Annotated in this window: 23 protein-coding genes; 1 reads left to right on the forward strand and 22 read right to left on the reverse strand. The window is 31.0% G+C overall.

From position 1 onward, the window contains the following. Positions 1-133 precede the first annotated feature (133 nt). From tsf to ABGT36_RS07625, 21 genes are all read right to left on the reverse strand, one after another. Complete coding sequence (gene tsf / locus ABGT36_RS07525; protein ID WP_296884232.1) at positions 134-1,021, reverse strand: translation elongation factor Ts; 888 nt, start codon at positions 1,019-1,021, stop codon at positions 134-136. 66 nt (positions 1,022-1,087) lie between these two features. Then, positions 1,088-1,951 (reverse strand): 30S ribosomal protein S2, encoded by an 864-nt coding sequence (gene rpsB, locus ABGT36_RS07530; RefSeq protein ID WP_087298462.1) that lies wholly within the window; start codon positions 1,949-1,951, stop codon positions 1,088-1,090. A 163-nt stretch (positions 1,952-2,114) separates the two neighbouring features. Beyond that, on the reverse strand, positions 2,115-3,023 hold the full coding sequence (gene xerC, locus ABGT36_RS07535) for a tyrosine recombinase XerC (protein ID WP_087370492.1): 909 nt from the start codon (positions 3,021-3,023) through the stop codon (positions 2,115-2,117). Next, entirely contained in the window at positions 3,004-4,308 is a 1,305-nt protein-coding gene (gene trmFO, locus ABGT36_RS07540) for a methylenetetrahydrofolate--tRNA-(uracil(54)-C(5))-methyltransferase (FADH(2)-oxidizing) TrmFO (protein WP_087370495.1), read from the reverse strand. The genes xerC and trmFO overlap by 20 nt, the downstream gene beginning before the upstream one ends. A gap of 59 nt (positions 4,309-4,367) precedes the next feature. After that, a complete protein-coding gene (gene topA, locus ABGT36_RS07545; RefSeq protein ID WP_087370498.1) occupies positions 4,368-6,440 on the reverse strand; it encodes a type I DNA topoisomerase in 2,073 nt (690 codons plus the stop codon). Between the two features lie 75 nt (positions 6,441-6,515). Beyond that, entirely contained in the window at positions 6,516-7,268 is a 753-nt protein-coding gene (dprA, locus tag ABGT36_RS07550; RefSeq protein ID WP_346677525.1) for a DNA-processing protein DprA, read from the reverse strand. Positions 7,269-7,337: 69 nt separating this feature from the next. Next, the gene (locus tag ABGT36_RS07555; RefSeq protein ID WP_087298457.1) at positions 7,338-7,958 is read right to left on the reverse strand and encodes a ribonuclease HII; all 621 of its coding nucleotides are present in this window, start codon (positions 7,956-7,958) and stop codon (positions 7,338-7,340) included. Next, positions 7,945-8,811 (reverse strand): ribosome biogenesis GTPase YlqF, encoded by an 867-nt coding sequence (ylqF, locus tag ABGT36_RS07560; RefSeq protein ID WP_087298456.1) that lies wholly within the window; start codon positions 8,809-8,811, stop codon positions 7,945-7,947. Before ylqF ends, ABGT36_RS07555 begins: the two co-directional genes overlap by 14 nt. Positions 8,812-8,823: 12 nt before the next feature. Next, positions 8,824-9,369, reverse strand: coding sequence for a signal peptidase I (lepB, locus tag ABGT36_RS07565; RefSeq protein ID WP_087370504.1), 546 nt, complete (start codon positions 9,367-9,369; stop codon positions 8,824-8,826). Positions 9,370-9,438: 69 nt separating this feature from the next. Beyond that, positions 9,439-9,789: a 50S ribosomal protein L19 gene (rplS, locus tag ABGT36_RS07570; protein ID WP_087298454.1), complete on the reverse strand. Its 351-nt coding sequence runs from the start codon at positions 9,787-9,789 to the stop codon at positions 9,439-9,441. Between the two features lie 93 nt (positions 9,790-9,882). After that, positions 9,883-10,614: a tRNA (guanosine(37)-N1)-methyltransferase TrmD gene (gene trmD, locus ABGT36_RS07575; RefSeq protein WP_087370507.1), complete on the reverse strand. Its 732-nt coding sequence runs from the start codon at positions 10,612-10,614 to the stop codon at positions 9,883-9,885. After that, positions 10,604-11,113 carry a ribosome maturation factor RimM gene (gene rimM / locus ABGT36_RS07580; RefSeq protein WP_087370509.1) on the reverse strand — a complete coding sequence of 170 codons (510 nt, stop codon included), beginning with the start codon at positions 11,111-11,113 and terminating at the stop codon, positions 10,604-10,606. Before rimM ends, trmD begins: the two co-directional genes overlap by 11 nt. A gap of 38 nt (positions 11,114-11,151) precedes the next feature. Beyond that, positions 11,152-11,400 carry a KH domain-containing protein gene (locus ABGT36_RS07585; protein ID WP_087298451.1) on the reverse strand — a complete coding sequence of 83 codons (249 nt, stop codon included), beginning with the start codon at positions 11,398-11,400 and terminating at the stop codon, positions 11,152-11,154. Between the two features lie 2 nt (positions 11,401-11,402). Then, entirely contained in the window at positions 11,403-11,675 is a 273-nt protein-coding gene (gene rpsP, locus ABGT36_RS07590) for a 30S ribosomal protein S16 (RefSeq protein WP_003538218.1), read from the reverse strand. A 99-nt stretch (positions 11,676-11,774) separates the two neighbouring features. Then, on the reverse strand, positions 11,775-13,169 hold the full coding sequence (ffh, locus tag ABGT36_RS07595; RefSeq protein ID WP_087370513.1) for a signal recognition particle protein: 1,395 nt from the start codon (positions 13,167-13,169) through the stop codon (positions 11,775-11,777). Between the two features lie 12 nt (positions 13,170-13,181). Beyond that, positions 13,182-13,511 (reverse strand): YlxM family DNA-binding protein, encoded by a 330-nt coding sequence (gene ylxM, locus ABGT36_RS07600; RefSeq protein WP_087298449.1) that lies wholly within the window; start codon positions 13,509-13,511, stop codon positions 13,182-13,184. A gap of 2 nt (positions 13,512-13,513) precedes the next feature. Then, on the reverse strand, positions 13,514-14,497 hold the full coding sequence (ftsY, locus tag ABGT36_RS07605) for a signal recognition particle-docking protein FtsY (RefSeq protein WP_087298448.1): 984 nt from the start codon (positions 14,495-14,497) through the stop codon (positions 13,514-13,516). Between the two features lie 10 nt (positions 14,498-14,507). After that, on the reverse strand, positions 14,508-17,453 hold the full coding sequence (locus ABGT36_RS07610; RefSeq protein WP_346677531.1) for a chromosome segregation protein SMC: 2,946 nt from the start codon (positions 17,451-17,453) through the stop codon (positions 14,508-14,510). Between the two features lie 16 nt (positions 17,454-17,469). Continuing rightward, on the reverse strand, positions 17,470-18,042 hold the full coding sequence (locus ABGT36_RS07615; RefSeq protein ID WP_087298446.1) for a xanthine phosphoribosyltransferase: 573 nt from the start codon (positions 18,040-18,042) through the stop codon (positions 17,470-17,472). A gap of 2 nt (positions 18,043-18,044) precedes the next feature. Beyond that, on the reverse strand, positions 18,045-19,442 hold the full coding sequence (locus ABGT36_RS07620) for a HAMP domain-containing sensor histidine kinase (protein WP_346677533.1): 1,398 nt from the start codon (positions 19,440-19,442) through the stop codon (positions 18,045-18,047). Next, entirely contained in the window at positions 19,439-20,110 is a 672-nt protein-coding gene (locus tag ABGT36_RS07625) for a response regulator transcription factor (RefSeq protein ID WP_308697667.1), read from the reverse strand. Before ABGT36_RS07625 ends, ABGT36_RS07620 begins: the two co-directional genes overlap by 4 nt. A 279-nt stretch (positions 20,111-20,389) precedes the next feature. Here ABGT36_RS07625 and ABGT36_RS07630 point away from each other — a divergent pair, with 279 nt between their 5' ends. After that, complete coding sequence (locus ABGT36_RS07630) at positions 20,390-21,472, forward strand: M1 family aminopeptidase (RefSeq protein WP_346677534.1); 1,083 nt, start codon at positions 20,390-20,392, stop codon at positions 21,470-21,472. A gap of 39 nt (positions 21,473-21,511) precedes the next feature. On the opposite strand, the gene ABGT36_RS07635 is transcribed toward ABGT36_RS07630, so the two are convergent. Continuing rightward, positions 21,512-22,336: a phosphate ABC transporter substrate-binding protein gene (locus ABGT36_RS07635; protein ID WP_087298442.1), complete on the reverse strand. Its 825-nt coding sequence runs from the start codon at positions 22,334-22,336 to the stop codon at positions 21,512-21,514. Positions 22,337-22,339 lie beyond the last annotated feature (3 nt).

Below are 22,339 nucleotides of genomic sequence, written 5' to 3' on the forward strand. Positions count from 1 at the left end.
CATGCCCAATGAACATCTCATTATAATTTTATAATGATTCTTTTCTTAAAAAAATTTATCACATTTTCTAATAATAGTCAAGGTAGGCTTAAGTCATAAAAAAACACCATCTAATGATGGCGTTTTAGACTTTTTAAGCTTTCATTTGAGCAGCAACTTCTTCAGCGAAGTTTTCTTCTCTTTTTTGCATTCCTTCACCAACTTGGAATCTTACCATTTCAAGAACTTTACCTTCTCCTAAGTATTTACCTACAGTTTCATCAGGATTTTTAATAAATTCTTGATCAACTAAACACATTTCTTTTAAGTTTTTGTTTAATCTTCCTTGTACCATTTTTTCAACGATATTTTCTGGTTTAGGTTTAGCAGCTTGTTCATTTTCAGCTAAAGCTTGTGCTTTTAATACAGATAATTCATGATCTAAAACTTCTTGAGGAATAGCTGTTCTATCAATATATGTTGGATTTGAAGCAGCGACATGCATAGCTACATCACGAGCTTTTTCAGCTGTTGTATTAGCAACTTTTACAACTGAAGTCATTTTTCCACCCATGTGTGAATATGCACCGAATTCTTCATCAGCATTTTTAGTTAATACTTGGAATCTTCTTAAGCTGATTTTTTCTCCGATTTTTCCACTAGCTTCCGCAATTACAGTAGCTAAATCTTTTCCATCAACATTAACTGCTAATGCAGCTTCTAAATCAGCAGGTTGATTATCAACAACAGCTTTTGCAATTGTGTTTACTAAAGCTTGGAATTCAGCGTTTTTAGCTACGAAATCTGTTTCAGAGTTTACTTCAACGATAGCAGCTACATCACCTTCTACAACAAATGCAGTTAATCCTTCAGCAGCAATACGATCTGCTTTTTTAGCAGCTTTAGCAATACCTTTTTCTCTTAGCCAGTCAAATGATTTTTCGATGTCACCATCACAAGCTTCAAGAGCTTTTTTACAATCCATCATTCCAGCACCAGTTTTTTCACGTAATTCTTTTACTAAACTTGCAGTAATTTTCATTTCTTTTCTCCTCTTTATGTATTTTTTATTTAAAAAAGGGAAAGACTAGCTTTCCCTATATTTTAATTATTCTTGAGTTCCAGCTGTTTCTTCTTTATTAGTTGTTTTTGGAGCGTTATTTCTCTTAGGATTAGGTTTTCCACCTTTATTTCTAGGAGTTCTTCTTTGATTATTTTCAACAGAAGTAATAGCATCATTCATAGATACTTCTTTATCATCTTCATCTTTAACATATGCAACAGTTAAAGGTTCATTTTTAGCTTCACAAATTGCATCAGCCATTGCAGCAACAATTAATTTTACTGCTCTGATTGCATCATCATTAGCTGGGATAACATAATCTACTTCATCAGGATCACAGTTTGTATCAACGATACCAAATACTGGAATACCTAAAATTCTAGCTTCAGCTACTGCGTTGTGTTCAGCTTTTGGATCAACAACAAAGATAGCGTTTGGTAATCTTCTCATTTCTTTGATTCCACCTAAGTTCTTTTCTAACTTAGCAGCTTCTTTTTTAAGTAAGATTACTTCTTTTTTAGGTAATAAATCGAAAGTACCATCTGCTTCCATTTTTTCTAATTCAACTAATCTTCTAATTCTTTTTTGGATAGTTTTGAAGTTTGTTAAAGTACCACCTAACCAACGAGCGTTAACATAGTAGCTTCCAGAACGGATTGCTTCTTCTTTAACTGCTTCTTGAGCTTGTTTTTTAGTACCAACAAATAAAACTTTTCCACCTTTAGCAACGATTTCGTTCATTGCTTTGTAAGCTTCATCGATTTTTTTAGATGTTTTTTGTAAATCGATAATATAAATACCATTTCTTGATGTAAAAATGTATGGAGCCATTTTAGGATTCCATCTTTTTGTTTGATGTCCGAAATGAACACCTACTTCTAATAATTTTTTCATTGAAATTACTGACATGTAACTTCGTCCTCCTTTTTGTTTTTTCCTCCATTATTTCGAACATTTATCACCTTTTGGCACTAGATAAATGAATCCATAATGTGTGTATTTTTCATACGTGTGATATTTTAACATAAAAATTTAGATGATACAAGCATATTTTTACTAAAATTTATCGCATTTATTCAATATTTCTAGGATGAGTTTCTTGGTATACTTGTTTTAGATGTTCCTTTGATATATGCGTATAAATTTGCGTTGTAGATAAATTTTCATGCCCTAACAATTCTTGAACCGTTCTAATATCCGCCCCAGCATTTAATAAATGGGTTGCAAAAGAATGACGGATCGTATGAGGATGAATTTTTTTTGTGGGATCATATTGTTTCATCAATCGATCAACAATGTTTTCTACCCCACGATTAGTTAAGGGATTGCCAAATTTATTTACAAATACAAAATTATGTCCCTCATTTTTAGCCATTAGGTTCACTCTTGCTTCACTTAGATACTTAATTAACCAATCTCGCGTATACTCATTAAAAGGAACATAGCGGTCTTTGCCACCTTTTCCATGGATCAACAATAACATTTGACCTAAATCAAGATTAGATAATTGTAAATTAACAACCTCAAAGCATCTTAATCCTGAAGCATACATCAGCTCTAACATTGCTTTATTCCTAATTCCTAAATCATTTTTAGTATCGATACTATCTAAAAATCCCATCATTTCTTCTACAAACAGAAAATCAGGATTTCTTTTAGCTGTTTTTTGTGATTCAATTAATAAAAACGGATTATCATCAACTAATTCTTCTTTTAGTAAATAATTATAAAAACTTCTTAGGGCACTTAATTTATGATTTATAGAAGATTTAGCTAAATTTTTATCATATAATTTTGTTAAATAACCCCGTAAAAGTTGATAACTAACTTCTTGATAACTATCTATTAACTCTGATTTTAAATAGTTTTTAAAATGCTCGATTTCTCGATGATATGACTCGATTGTCTTATCAGAATAATGTCGTTGATATTGTAAAAAATCTAAAAACTGGCTAGCATATCTATCCAAGTCCGTTTTCATCAATAAACTTCTCCATCGTTGCAATCGCCCTATTAGCATAGGCTTCTTTTCTTTGCTTTTTCTTAACCTTTGTTTCAAGTTCTGGTAAGATTCCAAAATTAGCTTTCATTGGCTGGAAATCTTCTTCGCTTGCATTAGTAATATAATTTACTAGCGCTCCCATAACTGTTTCTTGTGGAAATTTCAAAGGATTTTTACCTTCTAACAATCTAGCCATATTTATTCCAGCTACCATTCCACTTTGAGCCGATTCAACATATCCTTCTACTCCGGTAATTTGTCCAGCCATAAAAACTTCCATTGATTCTTTTAATTGATATGTATTTAATAAATGTCGTGGTGAACAAATGTAACTATTACGATGCATTACACCATAGCGAACAAACTGGGCATTTTCTAAACCAGGGATCATTTGAATAATTCTTTTTTGCTCTGGCCAAGTTAAATGAGTTTGAAAACCAACAATATTATACAAACTTGCTTGAACATTATCTTGACGAAGTTGAACAACTGCATAAGGTCTTTTTCCATCTGGGGTATTTAATCCGACTGGTTTCATTGGTCCAAATAAAAGTGTTTGTTTACCGCGACGAGCCATTTCTTCAAAAGGCATACACCCTTCAAAAAACTTTTCTTCAAATTCTTTAGGTTTAACAACCTGAGCATTGATTAAATTATCATAAAAAGCATTAAATTGTTCCTCATTCATTGGACAATTAATATATTCATTATCCCCTTTATCATATCGTGATTTATAATAAGCAATATCAAAATTAATACTTTCTTTAGTTATGATCGGTGCTGCGGCATCAAAAAAATAAAAATATTCTTCACCAAGTTTTTCTTTTATCGCTAAAGCTAAAGCATCACTTGTCAAAGGACCAGAAGCAATAATAGTTGGACCCTCAGGAATAGATTTAACTTCCTCATGAATCACCTCAATTAATGGATGATTTGAAATATATTCAGTAATTGCTTTAGAAAAATTCTCACGATCAACCGCCAACGCACCACCAGCTGGAACCTGATGCTCTCTAGCATATTTAATAACAATACTATCAAGCATTTCCATTTCCTTTTTTAAAACACCAACAGCATTATTTAATCCATCAGCGCGAAGCGAATTAGAGCAAACTAATTCTGCAAAATTCCCGCTATGATGAGCAGGAGTCATTTGATTAGGTCGCATTTCATACAAACGAACCTGATATCCTCTTTTTACTAACTGATGACAAGCCTCTACACCTGCAAGACCTGCTCCAATTACATTTACAACTTTTTCCATTCTATCACCTTTATTTATTCTATCATTTCTTAAACGAAAACAAAAGCAGAACCGAAGTTCTACTTTATAATCGTCTTACACTTAGGATAATTTGAACATGCTTTAAATTCACCCCAGCGTCCTTGTTTAATTACAACTGGTGAACCACAGTTAGGACATACTTCATCTGTCATAACCGGTTCTTTCTTCTTGGAATTTTTGATATATTTACAATCTGGATAATTTGAACATGCTTCAAATCTACCAAAACGGCCATTTTTAAAAACCATCTTACCGCCACATTTTGGACATGTTTCTCCAGTATATTCTAATTTAACTGGATCTTTCTTTATATATTTACATTCCGGATAGTTTTCACAAGCCACAAATGTACCATAACGTCCTTTACGCTCTACTAGATCATGACCACACTCTGGACATTTTTCACCAGTTTTCTTAGGAGCAATGACTTCCATTTTATCATATGCTTCATCCAATAATGGCTGGAATTTATCTAAGAAAGTTCTTAGGGCGTGAGCGTATTCATCATTTCCTTCTGCAATATCATCTAGCTCGTGTTCCATTTTAGCAGTATATTCAACATTGATAATATCATTAAAATACTGTGTCAAACGATCACTCGTTAAGATTCCTGTTTCAGTTGGTTTAAATGCTTTATCAACCAATTCAACATATCCACGAGTTTGAATAGTATCTATGATCAAAGCATAAGTACTAGGACGTCCAATTCCTAATTCTTCCATTTCTCTAATCAATCTTGCTTCACTATATCTTGCAGGTGGTTTAGTAAAATGTTGTGTCTTTTCAACTTTTTTACTTTCCAGCATTTCTTTTTCATTTAGTTCTGGCAAAATTTCATTTGTTTGTTTTTCATAATCTCCATATACTCGAAGATATCCATCAAATTTGATTACTGAACCATTTGTCTTGAATTCATAACCATTATTTAATAACGTAACCGAAGTAGCATCAAATTTAGCTGGAGCCATTAATGATGCCATAGCTCGCGCATAAATAAGTGCATATAATTTATATTCTTCTGGTTTTAAATATTTTTTTACACTTTCTGGTGTTCTAAGAGCACTTGTAGGTCTAATACCTTCGTGGGCATCTTGAACATTTTCTTTTTTCTTACTAACTTTAACTTTTCCAACATACTCTTTTCCGTACTTTTCACTAATATACTCTTGAGCCGAACTTACAAACACATCTGATAATCGTGTTGAATCAGTTCTCATGTAAGTAATCAACCCGACTGTTTCGTCTTCTAGGGCAACCCCTTCATATAATTTTTGAGCAATTGACATAGTTCTTCTTGCTTTAAAACCTAATTTTGAAGAAGCTTCCTGTTGTAAAGTTGAAGTAATAAATGGTGGTTTTGATTCTCTTTTTTTAGTTGTCTTTTTAACATTAGCAACTTCGAATTCTTTATTTAATGATTCATAAATCGCATTAGCTTCATCACCATTTTTAATTTCAATTTTTTTGTTATTATATTTTGTTAATTCGCCAGAAAATTCAATTTGATTTTTTTCAAACTCAGCTTTAATTTTCCAATATTCTTCAGGAACAAAAGCTTCAATTTCCCGTTCTCTTTCAACAATTAATCTAAGAGCAACCGATTGTACTCGCCCGGCACTTTTAGACTTGATTTTCTTTTGTAATAATTTTGATAACTTAAAACCAATAATTCTATCTAATACCCGTCGTGTTTCTTGAGATTTAACTAAATTCTGATCAATTTTACGAGGATGTTTTAAGGCATCTACAACAGCATCTTTAGTAACCTCATTAAAAACCACACGATTTTCTTTATCCATATCAACATTTAACACTTGTGCTAAATGCCAAGAAATAGCTTCCCCTTCACGATCAGGGTCGGTAGCTAAATATACATCATCCGATTCTTTTACTAATTGTTTTAACTCTTTTACGACATCTTTTTTGTCTTTATTTATAACATATTTAGGTTCGAAATCATTTTCAATATCTACCCCTAAACCCTCTTTACCTGAAGTAGCCAAATCGCGTACATGACCTTTAGATGAAGTAACAACATAATCACTTCCTAAATACTTTTCAATAGTTTTTGATTTAGACGGCGATTCGACAATGACTAATTTTTTACTCATCTCATTACCTCCACGTGATTAACTCAATTATTATTTTTTTTTAAACATTTGTCAATAAAAATTTTTACAATTACCTTAGCCATCAATAATATCCGCAACATTTAAAACTAATTTAGCACCTTGCTGTATCAATGAATTACAACCAGGTGCATCATCAATCCTACTAGGTATCGCAAAAATATCTTTGCCTTGCTCTAAAGCATGTCCTACTGTAATCATCGTACCACTTTTACGATTTGCTTCAACTACTAATATCGATTCACTTAATCCAGAAATTATGCGATTGCGACGTGGAAAATTTTCCTTTCTAGGTACTAAATCACCCGGATATTCACTAACAACTAAATAATTTTTTTTTAATGTTTGATATAGTTTTAAATTAGATTTAGGATAACAATAATCAATCCCACTCCCTAATACTGCAATAGTTTGGCCCTGGTTTTCAATTACACTTTGATGAACAATCGCGTCTATCCCTAAAGCCATCCCACTTACAACAACATAGTTTTCATCACTTAATTCATTGGCAAACTTTTTAGCCATTTTAACTCCATAACTGCTTGGTCTTCGCATTCCAATAATACCAATACACTTTTTGTTTACTAATTGTAAGTTTCCATGATAGTACAATACAAATGGTGGACAGTTAATTTGTTTTAATGATTCAGGATAATCATCAGATATTAAAGTTGTATAGCGGGATTTTAATGTTTTAAATAATTGTTCTTTTAAATTCAAATCTACTTTTTCTTTTTGTTCAAGAGCTTTAAATATTTTATCAAAATCGCCTTGATACTTTAAAGAAAAATACAACAAAATTTCTTCCATAGAATTCACCTCTATATTATATATCCCGCTAAATAAAAAATTACTTTTTAATCAATTAAAAAAATGTCATTAAAGATCAAATGACATTTGTTTCGACAATACTTTAGCTACTGGAGCAAATGATTTTCGATGAATTGGACATGGCCCAAATTTTTCTAAAGCTTCTTTATGTGCTTTTGTAACGTAACCCTTATGTTTTTCAAAGCCATATTCTGGATATTGTAAAGCATGACTAACCATTAAACGATCACGAGTAACTTTGGCAAGTATACTAGCAGCAGCTATTGAAATGCTTTTAGCATCACCTTTAATAATAGCTAGATGATCTTGATAATTTATTGGCATTGCATCACTAAGCGCAAACATATTTTCCTGTTTTAACACTTCCACACACTTTTCCATTCCTTTTTTACTGGCTTGATAAACATTTAATCTATCGACATCTTCTACACTAATGATTTCAATATTATAAAATAATGCATTTTCAATAATCAAATTATATAAAAAATCTCTTTTTTTACTACTTAACTGCTTAGAATCATTTATTCGTTCATCATAATACCCTTTAGGAAAAATAACACCAGCAACAACTAATTCACCAGCCATCGGTCCCCGACCAGCTTCATCTAAACCGATTATATAATCATAACCAGCCTGATAATATTTTTCTTCATACTCATAACGTTTCATCAGGTAACTCCCAAGTTATTTTTCCTAATTCGCCATTAAAAATATCATTGAAAAAGATTTCCATAACACGATCATAATCAGTATAACCACGGATTGGTTTAATTTTACGATTTTTAGCAATATCATCATATACTTTTTCAACCCAATCACTATCAAAATCAATTTCAACATTATAGCGTTTACTAATAACATTATCGTAATTTTTTTGTAAATATTCGACTGCATAAATAAACAATTCATCTAATGGTAAAATGTCTTGTTTAATTGAACCGATTAAAGCAATATTGCGTGCTGTATCCAAATCATCAAACTTAGGCCACAATACACCCGGAGTATCAAATAATTCAAAATCTTTATCAACGCGAATAATCTGCTGGGCTTTTGTAACCCCTGGACGATTTCCAGTTACTGTGGCTTTACGTTTAGCTAAACGATTTATGAAAGTTGATTTACCAACATTAGGAATTCCTAAAACCATCGCTCTCATTGCTCGTGGTTTTAACCCTCGTTTAGCTTCTTTTTCCATTTTTTCTTTTAATATTTCTTTACATGTATTAATAACTAATTGATATTCATTAAAATTTTTCAAGTTTACACTTAACGCATACATACCTTTTGACTGATAATATTGTAACCATTTTTGAGTTAACTTTTCATCAGCCAAATCTTTTTTTGTCATAACGATTAGACGTGGCTTATTTTGACAAATATCATCAAACATAGGATTTTTTGATGACTTTGGTGCTCTAGCATCAACTAGTTCAATAATAATGTCAATTAACTTTATTTTTTCAGATATTTCCCGTCTAGCTTTGGCCATATGACCAGGAAACCATTGGATCTGTTTAGACATATTCTCACCTTCTTAATCTATAAATTTCATATTATTAAAAGGAAAAACTACCAATCCTTTTTTACCAACAATATCATCATAACTAAAATTACCTAGCGCTCTAGAATCAGTAGAATGAAGACGATTATCTCCCAAAACAAAAATTTCATCATCCTTTAAAGTTATTTCAAAATCGTTAGTAAAACGATCAGTCTGATAATTACTTTTAGCTTCTTCAATATAATTTTGATCTAAAAATGGTTCCGCATAATAAACACCATTAATATACAAACGATCTTCCCTATATGTTACTGTTTCACCAGGCAAGCCAATTATTCTTTTTACAATATCTTTATCTAGAACATCACATTCTAAAACAACAACATCAAAACGTTGGATATCTTCTTTACTTAAATACATTGCATTGACTACTGCAAAATCACCATCATTTAATGTTGGATACATACTTTGACCATCTACTCTAACAGGAATAATTACTCTAGTAAAGATTATTGTGGTCACTAATACAATTACAATAATCTGGATTAGAAATTTTATAAGCTGTTTCTTTTTTTTCATATACGAACCTCCTGATGTTAGTTCTATTATACAAAAAAACAGAAAAAAAGAAATGGGTAAGTCCCATTTCTATTTTCTAATTTCTTTAATTCTTGCAGCTTTACCTGATAAACCACGTAAGTAATGAAGTTTAGCACGACGTACTTTACCAATTTTAGCAACTTCGATATGATCAATAATTGGACTATGAATTGGGAAAGTTCTTTCTACACCTACTTGGTATGAAATTTTTCTAACAGTAAATGTTTCAGAAATACCTTTACCTTTTCTTGCAATACATACCCCTTCAAATAATTGGACTCTGAATTTGTCACCTTCCTTGATTTTAACGAATACTTTTAAAGTATCACCAGGTTTAAAATCAGGGATGTCATTTCTCATTTGTTTTTTTGTAATTTGTTCAACTAATTGTAAATTCATCTCTATTTCTCCTTATCAAAATTTTGTCTTCAGTGTTCATTCGATTAACCAGCGGAACACCTGCGTCATACGACTTGTCCATTATATACTATACTATTTTAAATTGCAATCATTTTCTTTGATTTTTTTCAACATTTCTATACTTTCCTGGTCGAATTTGTAATCTTCTAATAAATCTGGCCGCCGCAAATAGGTCTTTTTTAAAGCTTGATATTTTCGCCATTTACGAATATTTTCATGATGACCGCTCATCAACACTTCTGGAACATCATTGCCATCATAACTAGCAGGACGGGTATATTGAGGATATTCAAGAAGTCCCTGACTAAATGAATCATCCTGATGACTAGCTTGCCTTATCGCACCATCTAACAGTCTAATGACTGCATCACTAACCACCATACTACCTAGTTCACCACCTGTTAAAACATAGTCACCAATTGAAAGTTCCATATCAACATAATCACGAATTCGTTCATCAAAACCTTCATAGTGGCCACAAATAATTATTAAATGTTTCTTTTTAGATAAATCAACAGCAACCCCATGATTTAAAGTAACTCCTTGGGGTGACATTAAAATAATAAAGCTTTCATCACTAGCAATCGATTTTAAACATTCAACAATTGGTTCGCACATTAAAACCATTCCTTGACCACCACCATAAGGATAATCATCTACATGTTTATGTTTATCTTTGGAAAATTCTCTAAAATCATGAAGATTTACAGTTACTAATCCCTTTTCTAGCGAACGTTTAATAATTGAAGTTGTTAAAAAACCAGTGAACATTTCAGGAAACAGTGTTAAAATATCAATCTTCATCAATAAACCCTTTTATTAATTTAATCGTTATTACTTTATTTTCTAAATCAACTTCATGAATAAAAGCATCTACATAAGGAATTGCAATTTTTTTACCGTGATTATCAATATTTAAAATATCATGAGCAGTATTGTCATATACTGAAGTAACAATACCAATTTCTTTACCTTCTGTACTAACTGCTTTCATACCTACTAAATCACTATAAAAATATTCGTCTTCATCTAATAAACTTTGATCTTTTTCACCATAAACAAATGAACCAATATATTTTTCAATCAAGTTAATATTTTGATGATTTTCAAAAGAAACCAAATAATTACCTTTATGCATTCTTACAGTAGCGATTTTTAAAACAATCTCTTGATTTTGTGATTTTATTATTAAATCATTTCCGACTTTAAAACGTTCATCAGCAAAATCACTATTTGAGCGGATTTTCACTTCACCTTTAAGACCATGAGTCCCCACGATCTTTCCAACTTTAATTTTGTCCATATTACCTCCAAAATAAAAGATGTGCTAAGCACATCTATTTAGTCATACGATTCAAACTTAATATCTAATTTTTTGTCAGTCATTCGACCAGCTACTGACATTAACTGTCTAATTGAATTAGCCATTACTCCCTTTCGTCCGATTAATCGTGCAATATCACTTTTTGCTGAATAAACATATAATACTACAACGTCTTCATCTAACGAAGGCATCTGACGAACTTCTAAATGCTCTTTGTCATTTACTAATTCAATTGCGATATCTTTTAGAATCTTTGCATAATCCATGATTATTTACCAGATTTTGAATCAGCGAATTTTTTGATAATTCCTTCTTTAGATAATAAGTTTTTAACAGTATCAGATGGTTGTGCTCCGTTATTTAACCATTTTAATACTTCTTCTTCTTTGATTGTAACTTTTGCAGGGTTAGTGCGTGGATCATAAGTTCCTAATAATTCAATAAAACGCCCATCTCTTGGTGCTCTTGAATCAGCTGCTACAATTCTATAGAAAGGTGCTTTTTTTGCTCCCATTCTTAATAATCTTAATTTTACTGCCATTTATATTTCCTCCTATTTATTACTTTTTTAATTTGACTTAATCAATTTAGCATATAAAAAATAAGGTGTCAAGCATTTTTACTTAACACCTTTAATTTTTTATCTTTTTTTCTTTTTATGACGAATTTTTTTACGATTAGCATTACCAACATGAGGATTTTTTCTTGAACGACCAGGCATTGGCATACCAGTACTTGGATCTAAATTACCTAGTTTTTTCATCATTTTCTTAGATTCCTCAAATTGTTTTAATAAACGGTTGACTTCAGCAATATCTTTTCCGCACCCTTTAGCAATACGTTGTTTTCTTGACAATGTAATAATACTAGGATCACGACGTTCCTCTTTAGTCATTGAATAAATTATTGATTCAGTAACTTTTAAACGACGTTGTGATTCATCGTCGTCAATTTTTGGCATTTTAGGCATTCCAGGAATCATTTTCATAATTCCAGATAATGGACCTAATTTTTGAATCTGATGCATTTGAGCCAACATATCATCTAAACCAAATTGTCCAGTTTGCATCTTTCTAAATGCTTTCATCGTATCTTTTTCATCATAGACATCTTGTACTTTTTCAACTAAAGATACAACGTCTCCCATTCCTAAGATACGATCAGCCATTCGATCAGGATAGAATAAATCAATTGCATCAAGTTTTTCACCAGTACCGATGAATTTAATTGGTACATGTGTAATATGACGAATTGATAAAGCACCCCCACCACGAGAGTCACCATCTAATTTAGTTAAAACTGCCCCAGTAATTCCTAGTTGTTCATTAAATGAGCTAGCAACATTAACAATATCCTGTCCTGTCAAAGCATCAACAACTAATAATATTTCATGAGGATGAGCAATTTCTTTGATATTAGCTAACTCATGCATCAAAGGCTCATCGATATGTAAACGCCCAGCAGTATCGATAATGATTACATCATTATTATTTTCACGAGCATATCCTAAAGCTTCTTCTACAATTGATTCAGCAGATTGACTTGTTCCCTTTTCATAAACGGGAACATTTAACTGTTCACCTAAAGTCTTTAACTGATCAACGGCAGCTGGACGATAAATATCAGCAGCAACTAATAATGGTCGTTTACCATGCTTTTTAGCAATTAAATTAGCAATTTTACCAGAAGTTGTTGTTTTACCAGACCCCTGTAACCCTACCATCATAATGATAGTTGGTTTACGATCATAATTAATTTCTGAAACAGTTGTTCCAAGTAAAGTAACTAATTCATCATGAACAATTTTTACAACAACCTGTCCTGGTTTCAAAGAACCTAAAACATCTTGTCCTAAGGCCTTTTCTTTAGTAGCTGCAATGAATTCTTTAACTACTTGATAGTTAACATCAGCCTCTAATAAAGCTAAACGAATTTCGCTTAGCATATCTTCCATATTTTTTTCAGTTAAACGCCCTTGTCCAGAAAACTTCTTTATCGTTCCCTGCAGACGTTCTGATAACGAATCAAATGCCATAAATACCCCTTTCTATATCTTCCTTAGCATCTCTAAGTATTCTTCTACATCTTTATGTTCACTAGCTATATCATCTTCAATTCTTTGAATTAAGTCAAGTCTTTCTTGATGTTTTTTCATCAATTGCAGTTTTTCTTCATATTTTTCTAAACTATGAACTGCTTTTTTTAAATTATCATAGACTGCATTGCGACTAACATTTAAAATTTCAGCTATTTCTGATAGTGAATAATCATCTTGATAATAATATTCTAGATATAGCTGTTGTTTTTGTGTTAATAATTCACCATAACAATCAATCAATAGATTTACACGTTGTGTTTTTTCTAAACTAGATTCCATTTTTAAGCCTCTACTAAATTTTTACACAATCCATAAATATATTGTTCAAGATCAAATTCTTGTAAATCATCAACACTTTCACCTAAACCAATGAATTTTACTGGTATATTTAACTGATCTTTAATTGAAAGTACAATACCACCTTTAGCAGTACCATCCATTTTAGTTAAAACGATTCCGGTAACATCAGTAATCTTAGAAAACTCGATTGCTTGAGAAACACCATTTTGTCCTGTTGTTGCATCAATTACTAGTAATGTTTCTTGTGGTGCATCAGGAATTTCTCGTTTAATAATACGATTCATTTTTTCTAATTCTTTCATTAAATTAACTTTATTTTGTAACCGTCCGGCAGTATCACAGATTAAAACATCAACATTTTTTTCTTTAGCTTGTTTTAAAGCATCATAAACAACAGCTGAAGGATCGCCACCTTCTTTACCTTTAACAATATCAACACCAACCCGGTCAGCCCATACTGCTAATTGATCAATTGCCCCAGCTCTAAATGTATCACCAGCGGCAACCATAACTGACTTTCCTTCATCTTTCATGATTCGATGAGCTAGTTTTCCAATAGTTGTTGTTTTTCCAGCTCCATTTACTCCAACCATCAAAATAACTGTTAAACCTTCTTTAGCATAATTGATTTTTGTTGTCATTACACTATCATTAGCATAAATAACAAACATTTTATCAATGATAATTTCATTAATTTCTTTTGGATCAGTAATATTTTGTAATCTGACTTCGTTTTTTATTTCAGAAACGATTTTTAAAACCATTGAAACACCAACATCAGACATAATCAAAACATTTTCTAATTCTTCAAAATATTCATCATTTATTTCTCTAAAACGTGCTGCTAATTCATTAATACGATCAGATAAAGTTGTATTAGAACGATCTAAACCAGCAACATATTTTTCATTTTGTTTGGCTGATTTACCAACAAACTTTTCTTTTATTTGACTAAAAAAACCCATATTACCCTCCTTAACTTGGATCAGATAAATCAATTGCTTCTTCTAATTTTACACTTACTAATTTAGTGACCCCTTTTTGTTGCATTGTTGCACCATAAAGTAAATCGCATTCTTCCATTGTTCCTTCACGGTGTGTTACAACTATAAACTGTGTTGTTGATGAAAACTCTCTTAAATATTTAGCAAAACGCTCAACATTGGCAATATCTAAAGCTGCTTCAACCTCATCAAGAATACACATTGGAATTGGTTTAACTCGTAAAATTGCAAATAAACAAGAAATAGCTATTAAAGCTTTTTCACCACCAGAAAATAAAGAAATGTTTTGAACTGCTTTACCAGGCGGCTGTACATCAATATCAATTCCTGTTTCTAAAATATTAGTTGGATCGCTATATTTTATTTTAGCCTTACCACCACCAAATAAACTTCTAAAAACATGATTGAATTCAACGTTAATTTTCTCAAATGTTTCTGAAAAACGAGTAACCATTATTTCATCCATTTCTTTGATTGCTGCTAAAATACGATCTTGAGCTTCAAGTAAATCAATTCTTTGAGTATTCATATTTTCATAACGTTCACTAATTACTTTGTATTCCTCGATTGCATCAAGATTAACGTTTCCTAATCGTTTTATTTGTGTTCTTAAATCATAAACTTCCTCTTTAGCTTGTTCAACATTAATTTCTTCTTGATATTGTTCAACAGCATATTCATAAGTCATATGATATTCATCATTTAATCGTGTTAAATAGTTATTAAGCATTGTTTCTAATTTAGTAGCTTTAATAGTGTTTTCGTTAATTGCATTTTGAATATCTTTTTGATCTTTACGAATTGTTCTAAGCTCAACATCTAAAACTTCATTTTCATTAGCGTAAGCCATACGCATCTCACGTTTACTTTTAATTTCTTCAGTTAACATATCGCGATATTTAATCGCTTCATTTAGCTGATCAATTAATTTATTTTCGGTTTTACCGGATTTAAAATCATCTAATTCAATACTTTGTTCTGTCAATGATTCATATTCGGTTTTAGTTTTAATCAACTCTTCTTTTTTACTTTGAACTACTACTTCAAGTTTAGCATAAGCCATTTGTTTTTGAAGTAAGATATGTGAAACATCTTTAATTTCATTATCTAAAGCGTTGTGCAATTTTCGCTTTTTAACAAATTCTGTTTCTTGTTGTTCCAAGGTAATAGCTAATTGTTCTAATTCTCGTTTTTGTACTAACGAAGAACGTTGCTGATTAATACTTCCACCCGTTAAAGAACCACCTACATTTACAATATCTCCTTCAAGAGTAACAACTCGATAACGAGCAAAAACTGCTTTACTAATTGCGTTAGCTGTCTCTAAATCTTTAGCGACAATTATGTTTCCAAGCTGATTTAAGACAACATTACCAATTTTATCATCATAAGTAATGAAATCACTAGCTACTCCTAAAAAACCAGCCATTGTGTTACATACTTCTAAATGTTCTAAACGAATTTGTCGTGGTTTCATTGTTGATACTGGTAAAAATGTTGCTCTCCCTGCTTTATTATTTCTTAAAAACTTAATTGTTTCACGAGCAGTTTGATCATCGCTAGTTACAACAAATTCAATGGCCCCTCCTAAAGCTGAAGAAATAGCCAGTTCATAACCCTTTTGGGTTGTAATCAATTCACCTAAAACACCGATAATATTACGATTACTTTTCGCTAAATTTAATACTGTTTTAATACTTTGATGATAATTAGATTTATTTTCAATAGCATCTAACAGTATTTCTTTTCTTGATCTGTTTTTGTTGATTTGACTTGATAATTGATTTAATTCATTTTTTAACTCTGTTAATCTTTTGTTTCGATTTTCCTGATCACGAGTTAATTGTTTTAAATCTTGTTCCGTGCTATTTAAACGCTCAACTCGATCGTTGTATTCATTTACAATATCACTTAAAATTGCTTTCATATTAGCAATATTTTCTTGTAAATTTTCTTTGCTTGCTGATTGTAAAGCATGTTTTCTTTTTTGATCGATTTCTACTTTAGCAGTTTCTAATTTTGATACATTAGATACTGCTTCTAATAACTTACTTTGTAATGAATTTACTTCTTGATCTAATTGATACATTTTCTTTTTTATATCATCATTACTATTTTCTTTCATTAAAATGTCAGCATCTAATGAAGCCTGCTGCTCATTTAAATCCTTGATTTCTTTACTTAAAACATCAAGGCTCTTTTTAGCTTCAGTAATTTCTTTTACTAGGACATTTACCTCAACTGCTGTTAGTTTTTCTTTAAGCTCAAGATATTTTTCAGCCTTATCTTTTTGCTTTTTTAAAGGACCAACCTGTTTTTCTAATTCAGCTACAATATCTCCAATTCGCTCTAAATTTTCTTTAGTCCGCTCTAATTTACGAATTGACTCAAGCTTTCTTTTTTTATATTTAGAAACTCCAGCAGCATCTTCAAAAATTCCACGTCTTTCCTCTGGCTTATTATCCGCAAAAGAAGAAATATTCCCTTGTGAAATAATTGAAAGTGAATCCTTACCTAACCCTGTATCCATAATCAAATCAACAATATCTTTTAAACGACACTGTTGCTTGTTGATTAAATATTCCGCTTCATTATTTTGTCGATAAAGTCGTCGTGTAATTTCTACTTCATTGTAGTCATATTTCATAAATCTATCACTATTATCAAATACTAATGTTACTTCGGCAAGATTTTGAGCCCGGCGATCTTCACTTCCAGCAAAAATTACATCGCTCATATTAGCACCTCGCAATGATTTTACCGATTGCTCACCTAAAACCCAGCGTACTGCATCAGAAATATTTGATTTTCCACAACCATTAGGTCCAACTATTCCAGTTATCCCTGGTTGAAATTCAATATCAACTTTATCAGCAAATGATTTAAAACCGTGTATTTCGATTCTTTTTAAATACATTTATACCCTCTTTTCACTATCTTAAAATCACCTTACCATCTTCAAAAGCATCAACAATTGCTAATGATTCTACTTGATATCCTTTTTCTTCAATTAATTTACGTCCATCTTGGAACCCTTTTTCAATTACTATTCCAACTCCAGCTACACTTGCACCAGCTTGATTAATAATATCAATCAAACCTAATACTGCTTGTCCATTAGCCAAAAAGTCATCAATAATTAAAATATGATCATCTTTATCTAAATATTTTTTACTTACAATTGCATCATAATCAATTCCTTTTGTAAATGAATGTACTTTAGATGTATATAAATGAGTACTTGTTGTTTTAGCTGTTCCCTTTTTAGCAAACACAACAGGTACATCATCAAATTCAAAAGCTGTTGCTAGAGCAATACCAATTCCTGATGCTTCAATTGTAAGAATCTTATTGATCTTAACATCTTTAAATCTTTCTTTAAATTCTTTTGCTATTTGACGATATAGTGTACAGTCAATCTGATGATTCAAAAAGCTGTCTACACGCAAAATATCTGGCATAATAACAATTCCGTCTTTTAAAATTCTTTCTTTTAATAATTCCATTACTAGTCCTTTCTATTTAAAGATAACTTATCCTTTAAATCAATAAATTTTCGTTCACTTGGTAATCTTACAATAAATGTAGAACCAACGTCCACTTGAGATATTACATCAATATTACCATGATGTAAATCAATAATTGATTTAACTATTGATAATCCCAAACCATTTCCTTCAACAGAGCGTGCTTTTTCCTCACGGTAGAACCGCTCAAAAATATGTGAAATAACTTCTTTAGACATTCCATGACCGGTATCTTCAATCGATACTTCAACATCACGAGCAGCCTTTTTTACACTGACAGTAACTAAACCACCATTATCAGTATATTTGATAGCATTTGAAATTAAATTGATCCATACTTGTTCTAATCGCTGTTCATCACCATAAATCATGATATCCTTACGAGGCTGCTCAAATTGAATCTCAATATCCTTTAAAATTGCTTGATTTTCTTGAGTAGAAATAACACGATCTAACTGTTCGACAATAGAATATGTGGTAAACTCCAATTCAACATCTTCACGCTCTAACAAAGTTAACTGCAACATATTTTTAGATAACGTTGATAAACGCTTTGATTGAAACAAAATAATGTCAGCATATTTTTGTCGTTGTTCCTTTGGTAAATCCTCTTCTTTTAATATATTAGCAAATCCCTGGATAGCCGTTAATGGTGTTTGAAACTCATGAGATATATCCGAAATAAATTTCTGACGAATTTCTTCTTGTTTAGCAAGCTGTTGGGCCATCTGGTTAAATCCCTGATTTAATTGCGATATTTCATCATCACCAACGTAATTAACGCGAACACTATAATTACCTTTTGATAATTCTTTAGTTGCTTTTGTTAGTCGCGTAATTGGCTTAACAATGATATCAGCTATCGCTAAAAACACCAGGTTTCCTGATAAAAATACACAACCAAGAATTAACACTGCTGAATTAGCAAAAATTCTTTTTTCATAACTAGTATCTTTTTGGATATATACATAAGCATTGCTATCACCAATTTCAATTAAACTGCCATAAGTTTGATAATTGTTTTCTTCACCATAAACACCATTTTTATTTTCATCAAAATAGTATGACTGCATCTGCTTTTCATCAGGAGCATGCATAGTCGTCTTACCAAAAGTCAAATAACCAATTTCTGGTGAAAAAATAGTGGTATTAACTTGCGTGCTGTTTGAATATTTACTTAATACATCATTTAATTTAGTTCTATCTGTGCTATTTATCACACTAGCAATAAAATCACTGGTTGCTGATAATTCAGTTTGCGCCATATCATCAATCTGGTCATAATTGCTTTTTAAAGCAATAATCCCTGAAACCGAAAAACTAAAAATAATCGTAATTAAAAAACCACAGATTAGTTTTCCATAAATTGATTTCATCATTCTACTTCGACCTTATAACCTAACCCTCGTACCGTTACTACTTTAAAGCCTGGTAAATGCCCCAAATTTTCACGGATTCTTTTAATATGAACATCGACTGTTCGATCAAAGCCATCATAATCCATTCCCCAGATTTTTTCAATTAACTGTTCCCTACTAAATATCTGATCAGGATGTTTAGCAAGTTCAAAAACTAATTCAAATTGTTTTAATGGTAAATGAATCGTTTCATCATGATAACGAATCTCATACTTATCACCATCAAATTCAACATCATTTAACTTAACAATATTAGAAGTATTTACGCTATAACGTTTTAATACAGCTCGAACTCGTGCCATTAATTCAGTTGGATCGAATGGTTTAACAACATAATCATCAGCCCCTACTGAAAAACCACGCAGCTTATCTTTACTTTCACCTTTAGCTGTTAACATGATTACTGGAATATCCTTAAACTCTTTTAAGTTTTCAACCAATTCAAAACCATCCATTACAGGCATCATTACATCAATGATCCCTAAATCAATATATTCATTTTCAAATATTTCCAATGCTTCTTCGCCATCTCCAGCTTCTAAAACTTCAAAGCCTTCTTTATTTAAATAAAATTTAATTAATTCACGAATGTCTTTTTCATCGTCTACTACTAAAACTCTTGCTTTCAATCTTAACACCTCAATTCATTGTAAGATTATATCATATTTTATTACCTAAACAAATAATCATTTAAAGTTATTTGTTATTTCTAAACCCTAATTTCAAATAATGTATCGATAAATTATAATTGTTTATAAAAATCATTAGTAAACTTTCTTTAAATTAATAATTATGTTATTAAACTTTTAAATGAAAACAACCGTTTTAGTTTTATTAACAAACTAAAATCATATTATTTATCATTTTTGTTTGTTATAATATAACTAGTTATACAAAGGAGTTTTAAAGTGAAAGCAACAATATATTTGAAAGTTTATGAAAACTTTGATATCGATGGTAAAATCATTTATAAAGAGTTAACTAAGGGAGTTAACCAGTATTATTGTAATACTGGTTATAATTTAACGTGTGAAAATGGTAAGATTATAAAAATTCAAGAAGTAAGTAACAATATTAAATATGTTTCAATTGAACACGAGCAAAATCTAACAATATATTTTAAAGGTATATTAAATGTGCCTTTAAAAACCAGTCAAACTAAAACTAAAAATTATCTAGAAGCTAATATTGAATCAGCTATTATTCCCTTATTAACTAATCTATCAAAAAATGATTATGAAATATTTTTATCTTTACCAGATGATTTTAGAGCTGTTGGCTTTATCAAAAAAGAAAATTACTATTATCGATATTTGACAAAGACTTTTGACATTGCTTTGATTATTTATCATAAAGATGTAGCTTATCAATACTCATTAGACTCTATAAACATCATTGCTCATAATTATCATCCGATCGAAAAAATCAAACAAATGGCAGAAATTGCCAATGATATTTATAACAAATACACCAAATTATTTTCACCATGTGCTTTTGATCATGTCAATATCGTTTTAAACCCACGTTTTGATAACGGCGCATACGTTCGTGATAATCTGGTTTGCTTAGTTGATCAAATTGAAGGATTGGATCAGCAAACATTTTTGCATTTAGCCCATGAAATTTCTCATTTGTGGTGGCAAAATTCTGATTTATTGTTTAATAGTCTTTGGATTGATGAAACATTTGCCCAATATAGTGCCTTATTATTAGTAAAAGAAAAATTTGGATCATCAGTTTATCAACAAATAATTGATCAATTCCAAGCTAAGAGTGCTACAATGGCTTCTCTAGCAAGTATTCAATCTAATATAACTGACCGTTTTGCAATTCATTACTATAAGGGTCCTTGTTTATTTGATGAACTAGCAAAAACTATTGGTGAGTGTCAAATGATCGAATTAATGAAAAAATGTTATCAAGAAAAAATCAGTACTAGTGAACAGTTTTTAAAACTTTGTCCTGAATTTAAAAAATTATATTATCGCTAAAAAGCAGTTTAATGACTACTCATCAAACTGCTTTTATATTTAGCTTGCAGGATCAACTGGAATTAATCCAACTGACTCAATGATCTTGCGACCATCTTCACTATAAATATATTTAAATAAATTTTGTACTTGTTCACTTTGCTCTTCGATAGTTCCTTTTGTTGCCATTACAAATGGTCTTTGTAATGAGTAGCTTCCATCTATGATAGCTTCATCTGTTGCATAAACACCATCGATTGCTAAAGTCTTGATAGAATCATCTACTACATCTAAAGAAACATAACCAATTGCTCCAGGAATAGATCTAACTTTAGCTACAATTGGTCCTGACTCGTTTACTTCATTTGCATACTCACATTTTTCTTCAAGTCCTAATATTTCTTCAAAAGCACTACGTGTTCCCGAACCAGCTTCACGACCAATGACAACAATTGGTAAATCATCACCACCAACTTCTTTCCAGTTTCTAATCTTACCAGTATAAATATCAATTAATTGTTCTTTTGTAAGATTATCTGTCTTATTATCAGTATCAGTTACAATTGCAATCGCATCAATAGCAACAACATTTGAAACTAGACCTTGTTCTAATTCACTTTCTTTTAATTCACGAGATGAATTACCAATATTACTTTTCCCATTGATTACAGCTTCAATACCAGCACTTGAACCAGTAAACTGGGGTTCTAAACTTAACTCTGGATAATCATAAACAACACCATCTTTAATAGCATTTACCATTTTTTCCATTGAAGTTGAACCATTTAAACTGATTTTTTGTGTTTCGACATCAGCAGAAGCTGATAATCCAATCATTGCAAAGCAAACTGCTAATACAACAATTACTATTCCAAATTTTTTCATCTA

The sequence above is a fragment of the Erysipelatoclostridium sp. An173 genome (assembly GCF_963931465.1).
GTDB classification, from domain to species: domain Bacteria; phylum Bacillota_I; class Bacilli_A; order Erysipelotrichales; family Coprobacillaceae; genus Thomasclavelia; species Thomasclavelia merdavium.